Genomic DNA, 11586 nt, shown 5'->3' with positions numbered 1-11586 from the left:
GCATCGCCCCGGTACGCGGCGCTGCGCCGGGCCAGGGCTTCGAGAAAGCGGAAACGCACCGGGTCGGCGCGATCGCCGCCCTGGGCGCGCAGGGCCGCCAGGGCGGCGTCGGGATCGCCCGCCGGGCGGTCGCTCATCGGGCGCTGGCCTCCGCCTTGGCGGAGCGGGGCACCGGGGCCATCTCGACGCGCCGGTTACGGGCGCGCCCTTCGGCGTCGGCGTTGGAGGCGACGGGCTGCTCCGGGCCGAAGGCGGCGGCGAAGATCGAGGCGGCGGGCACGCCTTCTTCGATCATCGCGCGGGTCACGGTGAGGGCACGCTGGGCCGAGAGCTCCCAGTTGTCGGCAAACTGGCGGTTGCTGTCGCGTACCGGCCGATCGTCGGTGAAACCGCTGACCATCAGGATCTCGTCGCGGGTGCCCAGGTAGGCGACGAGGGGCGCGGCCAGACTCTTGAGCAGTTGCCGGCCTTCGGGTTGCAGCGCGTCGGAGTTGAGGGCGAACAGCACGCTGCCGCTGATCCCGATGCGCCCGTTGTCGAGGGTGACGCGCCCCGAGGCGAGGGGGCCGGCGAGGGCTTTTTCGAGGGCGATGCGGCGTTGCTCTTCCTGCTGGCGCTTGTGCACCTCGGCTTCGAGGGTGGTGGCGAGTTCGAGCTGCACGCCCAGCACGCCGACCAGGATCAGCACGAAGGCGCCCAGCAGGCCCGACATCAGGTCGCCAAAGACGGCCCAGACGGGTGTGCTGTGCTCGATGTTGTCGTCGAGGGATTCCATCCGTCAGCCCTCGCCGGCGAGGTGGGCCTGGCGGCTGGCGAGCTGCTGCAGGTTCTCGACGATCTGCTTTTGCGACATCACCGACAGTTCGATGATTTCCCGCGCCTGGGCGACGTAGTAGGCGAGCTGTTCGTCGCTGCGGGCGACGGCGCCCGCGAGGGTGCCTTCGATGCGCTGCAGGGTTTCCATCAGCTTGCCGCTGGTGTCGCCGAACTGTTGCACCGCGAAGCCGAAGCTTTCGCCGAGGCTGGCGATTTCGACGGCGCCGCCGCCGAGCCGGGTCGTGGCGTCGGTGAGGCGGGCGGCTTCGCCGTCGAGGCGCGCTTCGAAGCGGTCGCCGGCCCGTTCGAGCAGGTCGGCGGAGGCGGCGACCAGGGCGTCGATGGCGCCGCGCTGTTCGGTGGAGGCGTGGTTGATGGCGTCGAGCAGGGTCGCCAGGGTGTCCATGATGCGGCTGCGCTCTTCGAGCTGCGTGTTGTCGCGGGCGATGCTGGCGGAGAGTTCCTCGCGCAGGCGGCCGACCACTTCGGCGGCGGCGCGAGGGGCTTCGGCGGCGCGCTCCATCAGGCCGGTGACGGCGGCGATGGTGGCGCCGGACTGGGCCCGGGCCTCGTCGCCGATGGCCCGGGCGGTGTCCTGCAGGGTCTGGCACAGCCGGGTCTGGCTGGCGAGGGTCTGCGTGCCGACCTGCTGCCATTCGGTGTGCAGCATGGTGGCCATGTCCTCGAGGGCGCCGCGCATCGTCGCGAGGCGCTGAGTGTCGGCGGCGGCCAGTTCGGCCTGGAGGCCGGCGTGGGCGTCGCGGACGCTGGCGAGCAGTGCGGTGGAACCGGCTTCGAAGCGCTCGACGAAGCCGGCCAGGGCGGTCTCGGTTCGGGCGCTGTGGGCGGTGGCGTCCTGTTCCTGGCGGGCGAGGGCGGCGTGCCAGGTGGCGGCGAGTTGCGCGACGCTGTCGCCGACGCGGCGGGCGAGTCCGTCGAACTGGGTCTCAACCTGCCCGGCGAGTTGCTGCTGGCGGGCCTCGGCGTCCCGTGCGGTGCGTTCGAGGGTGGCGGCAAGCTCGGCCTGGAGCCGGGCGTGGGTCTGCTCCACGCTGCCCACCAGGGTGGCCGAGCGGCGGTCGAAGGCGTCGGCATAGCGCTCGAGGGTGGCTTCGAGCTGCCCGCCGAGCCGTTCGGCGCCGGCCTCGTGGCGGGCGAGGGCGGTGGCCCAGGTGTCGGTGACGGTGCCGACGGCGTCGCCGAAGCGCGCGGCGAGGCCGTCGAGCTGGGCCTGGACGGTGTCGCCGAGGCGGGCGTGAAGCGCGCCGCTCTCGCGGGCGATGCCTTCCATCGTGGCCTCGACGACCGGCTGGATGGTGGCGCCGGCGACGCGGGCGCTTTCGACGAGGCTGTCCTTCAGCGAGCGGTCCACCGAGGCGGCGAGCTCGGCGTAAAGGCGCGCGGCATCCTGGTGGTGTCGTTCCTGGCCAGCGAGCAGGCGTTCGCCCAGCGCGCTGCCGTGACGTTCCAGTTGGGTCATCATGGCCTGCAGGGCGCTCACCATCTCGGGCAGCGCGCGGGCCTGGGCTTGCAGGGCCTGGAAGGTTTCCTGGCGCTGGTGGGCGAGGGAGAAGCCGCGCAACGCGGTGGCGATGCGGGCGTCGAGCAGCTGGCTCGCGCGCAGGCGGTCGCGCCGGACCAGGGCCGAGACGAGGCCCAGCATCGCCGAGGCGGCGACGCCTGCCACCGAAGTGCCGAAGGCCAGCCCCAGCCCCTTCACCGGCGCGGCCAGGGCGGCGCGGATGGTGTGCAGATCGGTGGTACTTTCCAGGGCCAGCACCGCGCCGTTGAGGGTGACGACCATGCCGAGGAAGGTGCCGAGCATACCCAGCAGCACCAGCATCCCCACCAGGTAAGGGGTCATCGCGGGGCCGGGCAGGCCGACGCGCTCGCCCTCGATGCGCAGGCGCACCGGGTTTCGCAGCGACGCGGGCAGCCGTTCGAGCCAGCCGCCCAGATCGGGCAGCGGGTCGGGGATCGCGGCCAGCGCGGCGGCGAGGGCGGCGGTGGCGCGGGCGAAGCGGCGCAGTTCGAGGGCGCCGGCCAGGTACACCGCGCCGATGACCGCGGTCATCGTCAGAGCCAGCGGGCTGTTGCCGGCGTAGCCGACGCCGACCCAGGCCACCGCGAGGAGGCCGACGAAAAAGGCGGTCCAACTGATCTTCTTGTTCATGGCGAATTGATTACCTCGTTGCCAAGGGCGTCCAGGAGCCCCGCGACCGGCTGCAGGCGGAGATCGAGTTCCGCCAGCAGCAGGGTCTTCATGTCCTTGCAGAAGGTGGCGAGCCAGGCGCCGGGCTGCAGCCAGCCGTCCGGATCGTCCGGGCCGGCGGCGTCGCCCCGGGCGGCGCGATGGGCCTGGTGCAAGCGGTCGAAATGCCGTGCCAGCAGCGCCGGCACGCCGGTCAGCAGCGTGCGTTCGCGGTTGCCGAGGGCTTGTTCCATCACCCCGTCGAGGGCCGCCAGCCGTTTGTGGGCCGGCGACTGGGCGGCCACGGCGGCACGCACGGCGGCGCGCAGGGGGGCGATGGCGGCGCCCATGTCGCGCTGGTGGGCCAGGTAGTAGCGCTGATAGGGCAGAAAATCCGCCGCGCCTTCGATGGTGGGGTGCCAGTCCGGCCGGGGCAGCTTGATGCGCGCCTTGCCTGGGGTGAGCAGCCCGTCGACGGCGATGGCGTCCTCGAGCGCCGCCCGCACGCGCTGAAAGGCGTCACGCTGGGCCTGCGCGGCGGGTGGCGTAGCGGGCGTCGGCGCGGGGGCACTGGGCGGGTTGATCACCGCGAACAGCGCGATGGCGTCGGTGAAATCCAGCCACAGGCCGAGCCGGTCGGCGAAGGTCTGCTTCGATTCGGGGGCATCCGCCACGGCCAGCTCGGCCAGCGTGCGGATCAGCCTGGCGCTGTGGGCGCGGGGGCGGGGCAAACCTCGCGTCATGGCGAACACCGGCTTCCAACTGCAAAAAAGGGGCCAAGGCTACTACAAAGTGGCGATCGGGTCAGCGGCACCGAAAGGCCTTGGGGCAGCGCCCGCGTCGGGTGCGGCCAGGGACGGGCGATCCGGCGGCGTGCTCGAATCTGGGCGGCGGGGCACCAATCCGGTGCGCCCACCCCCGGACGCGGGGCCCCGCAAGCCGCCGCCGGGCGCGGTGCTGGCCGCGGCGAGGGGATGGCACGCTATCTGCTTTGAGATGGGGGAGCCTGCTGGCAATGCCGCCGCAGGCGCCGAGCCTCCGCCAACGACGGCGGAACACGCGCGGTTCCGGGTAGGTGCCCGGAGCCGGCCAGTTCCAACCCGAGTTCAATCCGCGATCCGCGGGGGCCCGATGGCCGCGCCTTTCACCTGGGGTGAATCGTCCGCGGCGATCCTGCAGGCCCGCCACGGCGCCGAAATTGCAGGATTCCCTATGAAAATCATCGTTGTCGGTCATGGCATGGTAGGGCACAAGTTCCTCGAGGCGTTGCACGCGCTGCAACGTGCGAATGTCGAGGTGACGGTGCTGGGCGAAGAGCCCCGGCCCGCCTACGACCGGGTCCACCTTTCCGAATTCTTCGCCGGCAAGACGGCCGACGACCTCTCGCTGGTTGCGCCGGACTTCTTCGCCGACAGCGGCTTCGCGCTGCGTCTGAATACCCGCGCCACGGCCATCGACCGCCGCAACAAGACGGTCACGACGGCCGATGGCGACGTGCTGCCCTACGACAAGCTGGTGCTCGCCACCGGCTCGGTGCCCTTCGTGCCGCCGGTGAAGGGCAACGACCGGGCCGACTGCTTCGTCTATCGCACCATCGAGGACCTGGAAGCGATGACCGAGTGCGGTGCGCGCTCGACTCGCGGGGTGGTCGTCGGCGGTGGCCTGCTCGGCCTGGAATGCGCCAAGGCCCTGCGCGACCTGGGCCTCGAGACCCACGTGGTGGAGTTTGCGCCGCGCCTGATGGCGGTGCAGGTGGACGACGATGGCGGGCACATCCTGCGCAGCAAGATCGAGGCGCTGGGCGTACGGGTGCACACCCGCCGCAACACGGTCGAGATCGTCGATGGTGCCCGTGGCCGCCACCGCATGGCGTTCGACGACGGCAGCTACCTGGAGACCGACATGATCGTCTTCTCGGCCGGCATCCGTCCGCGCGACGAGCTGGCCCGCCAGAACGCACTGGCGGTGGGGGCCCGCGGTGGCATTGCGGTGGACGACCACTGCCGCACCAGCGATCCGGACATCTACGCCATCGGCGAATGCGCAGCCTGGCGGGACCAGGTCTATGGCCTCGTCGCGCCAGGCTACGAAATGGCGCGGGTGGCCGCGCGCCACCTGGCCGGCGAGCACGACGCGGCCTTTGCCGGCGCCGACATGAGCACCAAGCTCAAGCTGATGGGCGTGGACGTCGCCAGCATCGGCGATGCCCAGGGCCGCACGCCGGACAGCCGCAGTTTCCGCTACTGCGACGAGGTGAAGCAGGTGTACAAGAAGCTCGTCGTCAGCGCCGACGGCAAGCGCCTGCTGGGCGCGGTGCTGGTGGGCAACGCCGACGAATACGGCACGTTGCTGCAGATGGCGCTGAACGGCATCGCGCTGCCCGCCGACCCCGAGTTCCTGATCCTGCCGGCCGGCGACGGCAAGGCCAAGCCGGGCGTGGGCGTCGATGCGCTGCCCGACAGCGCCCAGATCTGCTCGTGCAACAACGTCACCAAGGGCCAGCTCTGCGCGGCGGTGGAAGGTGGCGCCACCAGCATCGGCGCGCTCAAGGCCTGCACCCAGGCCGGCGCCACCTGCGGCGGCTGCGTGCCGCTGGTCACCCAGGTCATGAAGGCCGAGATGAGCCGCCTCGGCCTGGCGGTGAACGATCACCTCTGCGAGCACTTTCCGTACTCGCGGCAGGCGCTCTACCACCTCGTGCGCGTCGGGCAGATCAAGACCTTCGGCGCGCTGCTCGCCAGGCACGGCTCGGGCCTCGGCTGCGACATCTGCAAGCCGGCGGCGGCCAGCATCCTCGCCTCGTGCTGGAACGAATTCGTGCTGAAGAAGGAACTCGCCAGCCTGCAGGACAGCAACGACTACTTCCTCGGCAACATCCAGAAAGACGGCACCTACTCGGTCGTGCCGCGCATGGCGGGCGGCGAAGTGACGCCGGACGGCCTGATCGCCGTGGGCCGGGTGGCCAAGAAGTACGGCCTCTACACCAAGGTGACGGGCGGCCAGCGGGTCGATCTGTTTGGCGCCCGCGTCGAGCAGCTGCCGCTGATCTGGGAGGAGCTGATCGCCGCCGGCTTCGAATCCGGCCACGCCTACGGCAAGAGCCTGCGCACCGTGAAGAGCTGCGTCGGCTCGACCTGGTGCCGCTACGGGGTGGATGACAGCGTCGGCCTCGCGGTCGAGCTGGAGAACCGCTACAAGGGCCTGCGCGCGCCGCACAAGATCAAGTTCGGCGTGTCCGGGTGCACCCGCGAGTGCGCCGAGGCCCAGGGCAAGGACGTGGGCATCATCGCCACCGACAAGGGCTGGAACCTCTACGTGTGCGGCAACGGCGGCATGAAGCCGCGCCACGCCGAGCTGCTGGCGGCCGACTTGAGCAAGGCGCGCCTGGTGCAGCTGATCGACCGCTTCCTGATGTTCTACATCCGTACCGCCGACCGCCTGCAGCGCACCAGCACCTGGCGCGACAACCTGGAAGGCGGCCTGGATTACCTGAAGGACGTGGTGGTGAACGACAGCCTCGGCCTCGGCGACGAGCTCGAAGCGCAGATGCAGCACGTGGTGGACACCTACCAGTGCGAGTGGAAGACCGCCGTCACCGATCCGGACGTGCGCAAACGCTTCCGTTCCTTCGTGAATAGCGACAAGGCCGACGAGCACATCGTTTTCGTGGAGGCGCGTGGCCAGATCCGCCCGGCCCGCCCGGACGAGCGCGAAGCCGCCCCCGACACTGTTGCCACCCCCGCCTGAGGAGCCGCCCCATGAGCACCGCAACCCTGCACTGGAACGCCGTCTGCGCGACGGACGACATCGTGCCCGACACCGGCGTCTGCGCCCTGCTGGCGGGCCGCCACGTGGCGGTCTTCCGCATCGGCGAAGACCGCTTCCACGCCATCGACAACATCGACCCGAAGTCGGGCGCCAGCGTGCTGTCGCGCGGGCTGGTGGGCAACCTCGGCGCGCACGTCGTGGTCGCCTCGCCGCTCTACAAGAACCATTTCGATCTCGCCACCGGCGAATGCCTCGAAGCGCCGGAGCACTCGGTGCGCGCCCACGCGGTGCGCATCGAGAACGGCCAGGTGCTCGTCGCCCTGGTGGACTGAACCCGACAATCGTCTGAATCCCGGAGGAAACAACATGGCTTACCTCGCCCCTGCCGAGTTCGTCACCAAGATGGTGGACGCCGGCGAATCCAAACTGCTGATGGCTACCAAGGACACCCTGATCCGCGCCTACATGGCCGGCGCCATCCTGGCGCTGGCGGCGGCCTTCGCGGTCAGCGTCAACGTGAACACCGGCAACCCGCTGATCGGCGCGCTGCTTTTCCCGGTCGGCTTCTGCATGCTCTACCTGCTCGGCTTCGACCTGCTGACCGGGGTGTTCACGCTCGCGCCGCTGGCGGTGCTCGACAAGCGCCCCGGCGCCACCTGGAGCGGCGTGCTGCGCAACTGGGGGCTGGTGTTCACCGGCAACTTCGCCGGCGCCCTGACCGTGGCGGTGTTCATGGCGATCATCTTCACCAGCGGCTTCTCCGAAGCGCCCAACGCCATCGGCCAGAAGATCGGCCACATCGGAGAGGGCCGCACGGTGGGCTACGCCGCCCACGGCGCCGCCGGGATGCTGACGCTGTTCGTGCGCGCGGTGATGTGCAACTGGATGGTCTCCACCGGCGTCGTGGCGGCGATGATGTCCACCAGCGTGTCGGGCAAGGTCATCGCCATGTGGATGCCGATCCTGGTGTTCTTCTACATGGGCTTCGAGCACAGCATCGTGAACATGTACCTGTTCCCGTCGGGCCTGATGCTGGGCGGCAACTTCACGTTCATGGACTACCTGATCTGGAACGAGATCCCCACCGTGCTGGGCAACCTGGTGGGCGGCCTCACCTTCGTCGGCGCGACGCTGTACTCTACCCACTACAAGACCGCGCCCAAGCGTCGCGCCGCCTGAGCGTGGGCGCCGTGCTGCCCCGCGTGATCCTCGGCCAGGCCTCCCTGGCCGGGGATCACGACACCAACCAGGATTTTCACGGCGCCCTGCTGCCTACCGGCCATCAGCGCCTCGGCAAGGGCATCGTGCTGGCCATCGCCGACGGCATCGGCTCCAGCCGGGTCAGCCAGATCGCCAGTCAGACGGCGGTGCGCAGCTTTCTCGAGGACTACTACGCCACCTCTGAGGCGTGGTCCGTCCGTCGCGCCGGCGAGCGGGTGCTGAGCGCGGTCAATTCGTGGCTGCACGCCCAGACCCTGGGCAGCGACGCCCGCTTCGAGAAGGACCGCGGCTACGTGTGCACCTTCAGCGCGCTGATCCTCAAGGGGCGTGACCTGCACCTGCTGCACGTGGGCGACTCGCGCATCTACCGGCTGTACGCCCAGGCCCTCGAACAGCTCACCGAGGACCACCGGCTGCGGCTGTCCGCCACCGAATCGTATCTGGGGCGCGCCCTCGGCACCGGTCCCCACGTGGAGATCGACTACCGCCGCTGGGAGGCCGAGCCGGGAGAGGTTTACCTGCTGGCCACCGACGGCGCCTACGCGCATCTCGACGCCGCCGCGGTGCACGCGGCCCTCGCCCGCACGCCGGACGATCTCGACGCCGCTGCCGCCTGGCTCGTCGGCGAGGCCCGTCGGCGCGGCAGCGACGACGACGCCACCCTCCAGCTGCTGCGCATCGAAGCCCTGCCCGAGGCCGGCCTGCCCCGCCCGCAATTACGCCGCGACGCCCTGGCCCTGCCGCCGATGCTGGCGCCGGGCATGGCCTTCGAGGGCTTCACCCTGGTGCGCGAGCTGCAGCTGAGCGCCCGCAGCCATGTCTGGCTGGCGCTGGATGCCGCCAGTGGCGCCCCGCTGGTGCTCAAGACGCCGTCGGTGGACCGTCGCGAAGACGCCGCCTACCTGGACGGCTTCGTGCTGGAAGAGTGGGTCGCCCGGCGGGTGGACAGCCCCCACGTCATCAAGGCCTGGTCCGGCGACCGGCCGCGCAGCCACCTGTTCGTGGCGATGGAATACATCGAGGGCCAGACCCTGGCCCAGTGGCGCATCGACAACCCCCACCCGCCCCTGACGTCCGTCCGCGTGCTGGTCGAACAGATCGCCCAGGGCCTGCAGGCCCTGCATCGGCGCGAGATGCTGCATCAGGATCTGCGACCCGAGAACGTGATGATCGACCGCCACGGCACGGTCAAGCTCATCGACCTGGCCGCCGCCCATGTCGCCGGCCTCGCCGAGGACGCCCGCGGGCCCACCACCGACGCCGTGCCCGGCACGCTCCAGTACGTGGCGCCGGAATATCTCCTCGGCCACGCCGGCAGCCCCCGCGCCGACCTGTTCGCGCTGGCGGCGATCACCTACCAGCTCCTGTGCGGGCAGCTGCCCTACGGCCTCGACGCCGCCCGCGTGCGCAGCCCGGCTGACCTGCGTCGCCTGCGCTACGTGCCGCTGCGCCACCGTCGGCCCGACCTGCCGCCGTGGGTGGACGCCGTGCTCGCCAAGGCGCTGCACGTCAATCCCGACAAGCGCCAGGCGGTGGTCTCGGAGTTCGTCCACGACCTCAAGGCACCGGGCGCGCAGTTCCGGCTTCAGCGCCGCGCCCCGCTGATCGACCGCAACCCGGTGCGGTTCTGGCAATGCACCTCGGCGCTGCTCGCCGTGGCGGTACTCGCGCTGGTACTGGCGTTGCGTCTGGCGGTGGGCTGAGCGCGCCGGCCGGGCTTCAGCCCGCCAGGTGAAACTCGATACGGCGGTTGCGGGCACGCCCTTCGGGGGTGGCGTTGCTGGTGACCGGACGGTCGGGGCCGGCGCCGGCAGTGTTCAGGTTGGCGGCGGGAATGCCCTTCTCGACGAGGTAAGCGCGGACGGCGTTGGCGCGCGCCATACTCAGGGCGACGTTGGCGGCCCGGTTGCCTTCGTTGTCGGTGTGGCCGATGAGCTGGATCTTCGGGGCGCCGAGGCGGCGGATCGCGTCGGCCATTTCGTCGAGGATCGCGCGTCCGGCGCTCGTCAGGGTGGCGGAGCCGGTCTCGAATTCGACGACTCGGTTGGAGAGCGCCTTGTCCAGCACGCCCTGGGCCGCGCCGGCGGCGACCAGGCCGTTGTCGATGGAATAGGTGGGGTTGAGCGCCGCCTGCATGTCGGCCGCCAGCTGCTGGCGCTGGCTTTCGCTGGCGACGCTGCCTTTCACCGACACCTGGGTGCCGTTGATCTGCAGCGTGCCCTTGCGGACCTGGCGCAGGTTGGGCCCGATCAGCTTGCCGACGTGCTCGGTCCAGTGGGGCGGCGGAACGACGCCACCGACCTCCAGGCGGTCGACGACGTTGGCGGCGCCGTACAGATCCCGCAGCTTGCCAAGGATGGCGGCGCGGGCGGCTTCGTCGGGCACGGTGCCGGCGGCGACGACCTTGGCGCCGGGGTCGTCGGTGGCGGCGCCGGGGCTCTGGGCGTGGGCCGCGGAATGGGTGCCGGCGAGCGCCAGGGTGGCGAGCGCGGCGATAAGGCGGATGCGATGGTTCAAGCTCATTCCCCCAGGAAGACTTCTCGGAAGGTGTTGATGGCGAGTTCGAGGGTGATGCCGGGCTGGGCGAGGTAGGCGGCCAGCTTGGCGACGCCGTAGTCGTCGGTGAGCGCTGGCTGGCTGTCGATCCACGCCGGATCGCGCAGGTCGATCAGGTGGGCCGAGGCCTCGTCGGGGCTCCAGGCGACGCGCAGCGTCTCGGGTGCGGCGCCGTTGAAGCCGATGATGAGCTGGGGGCGGCCGGCGCGCCGCTCGATGACGATCTGCAGTTCGATGTCCGTGCGGCGCAGGAAGGCGCTGACCAGGTACAGCCACAGCCCGGCCACCGCCCGGGCGTGCTCGTCCCCGGCCGGCAGGGGCAGGCGTAGATCCTTGTCGATGCGTACCGTCTGCTGCCCGACGACGGGCCGCAGCAGGAGCCCGATGGCGAGGACGATCCGCGCGACGACCTCGGGGTCGACCGCGCCGAGCATCTCGGCCAGGCCGCCGAGGGTGGTGCGACGGACGAACCCGCCGAGGGGGTCGGTCTGGATGGCGGCGTCGAAATCGGCCGCGCAGTGCAGGCGGTCGAGGGCGGCCTGCACGGTGGGGACGTCGGCGCCGCCGGTGGCGATCTCGGCGACCTGGGCGAGGCTCGCGTAGGCCGGGCCGAGGGCGGCGGGGCCGCAGCGGAACAGCAGGGTGTCGTCCCGTTCGATGGTGGCGGCGGTGATGAACGGAAAGCGGCGGCCGGCGCTGTCGGTGCTGGGGCGCAGGTGGCCGACGATCGAAACCCGGCTGCGGGCGCCGACGAAGGCGAAGTCGAACGCGGCGGCATTGTCGTAGGTGATCTTCCAGCGCGGGTCTTCGGAGAGTTGCGCCATGGCCCGGGACACCCAGGTGTCGAGCAGGCCGATCAGCGGTGAGTGCCCAGCCCCTTTGACGAAATCGCCCCGGGCGGGAATCTTGCCGAAGCAGGTGGCGCCGGCTTCGATCGGGCCGTTCATGAGCGGCGCTCCGCGCTGCCCGGCTCGGCGCTGGCCGGGGGCGCAGCGGGTTGGGACGGCGGGGCCGCCGCCGGTGCGGCGGCGGTG

The 11586-nt window shown here is 71.0% G+C and carries 10 protein-coding genes; 4 read left to right on the top strand and 6 right to left on the bottom strand.

Going from position 1 to position 11586, the window contains the following annotated elements:
• The 4 genes from ACE3P2_RS08405 to ACE3P2_RS08390 form a co-directional block, all read right to left on the bottom strand.
• Window positions 1-137, bottom strand: a 137-nt coding sequence (locus ACE3P2_RS08405) for a DUF2894 domain-containing protein (RefSeq protein WP_374263348.1), incomplete at its 3' end; no start/stop codon positions are given.
• On the bottom strand, window positions 134-775 hold the full coding sequence (locus ACE3P2_RS08400) for an OmpA family protein (RefSeq protein ID WP_374263346.1): 642 nt from the start codon (window positions 773-775) through the stop codon (window positions 134-136). The genes ACE3P2_RS08405 and ACE3P2_RS08400, both read right to left, overlap by 4 nt.
• Window positions 776-778: 3 nt before the next feature.
• Window positions 779-2989: a DUF802 domain-containing protein gene (locus ACE3P2_RS08395; protein WP_374263344.1), complete on the bottom strand. Its 2211-nt coding sequence runs from the start codon at window positions 2987-2989 to the stop codon at window positions 779-781.
• A complete protein-coding gene (locus ACE3P2_RS08390; protein WP_374263342.1) occupies window positions 2986-3750 on the bottom strand; it encodes a DUF3348 domain-containing protein in 765 nt (254 codons plus the stop codon). Before ACE3P2_RS08390 ends, ACE3P2_RS08395 begins: the two co-directional genes overlap by 4 nt.
• A gap of 469 nt (window positions 3751-4219) precedes the next feature.
• Between ACE3P2_RS08390 and nirB the strand changes: the two genes are divergently transcribed.
• From nirB to ACE3P2_RS08370, 4 genes are read left to right on the top strand one after another with little or no spacing between them, the layout of a single operon-like run.
• Window positions 4220-6754 (top strand): nitrite reductase large subunit NirB, encoded by a 2535-nt coding sequence (gene nirB / locus ACE3P2_RS08385; RefSeq protein ID WP_374263339.1) that lies wholly within the window; start codon window positions 4220-4222, stop codon window positions 6752-6754.
• Between the two features lie 11 nt (window positions 6755-6765).
• A complete protein-coding gene (gene nirD / locus ACE3P2_RS08380) occupies window positions 6766-7107 on the top strand; it encodes a nitrite reductase small subunit NirD (protein ID WP_374263336.1) in 342 nt (113 codons plus the stop codon).
• Window positions 7108-7141: 34 nt separating this feature from the next.
• Window positions 7142-7954: a formate/nitrite transporter family protein gene (locus tag ACE3P2_RS08375; protein WP_374263333.1), complete on the top strand. Its 813-nt coding sequence runs from the start codon at window positions 7142-7144 to the stop codon at window positions 7952-7954.
• Between the two features lie 11 nt (window positions 7955-7965).
• Window positions 7966-9699: a protein phosphatase 2C domain-containing protein gene (locus tag ACE3P2_RS08370; RefSeq protein ID WP_374263330.1), complete on the top strand. Its 1734-nt coding sequence runs from the start codon at window positions 7966-7968 to the stop codon at window positions 9697-9699.
• Window positions 9700-9715: 16 nt separating this feature from the next.
• Here ACE3P2_RS08370 and ACE3P2_RS08365 read toward each other — a convergent pair whose 3' ends face one another.
• Window positions 9716-10519: an OmpA family protein gene (locus ACE3P2_RS08365; protein ID WP_374263327.1), complete on the bottom strand. Its 804-nt coding sequence runs from the start codon at window positions 10517-10519 to the stop codon at window positions 9716-9718.
• Complete coding sequence (tagF, locus tag ACE3P2_RS08360; RefSeq protein ID WP_374263324.1) at window positions 10516-11499, bottom strand: type VI secretion system-associated protein TagF; 984 nt, start codon at window positions 11497-11499, stop codon at window positions 10516-10518. Before tagF ends, ACE3P2_RS08365 begins: the two co-directional genes overlap by 4 nt.
• Between the last annotated feature and the right edge of the window lie 87 nt (window positions 11500-11586).

It is taken from the genome of Zoogloea sp., assembly GCF_041911615.1.
Taxonomy (GTDB): domain Bacteria; phylum Pseudomonadota; class Gammaproteobacteria; order Burkholderiales; family Rhodocyclaceae; genus Zoogloea.
The sequence above is the reverse complement of the archived record's forward strand: the minus strand, read 5'-3'. Positions and strand labels throughout refer to the sequence as shown.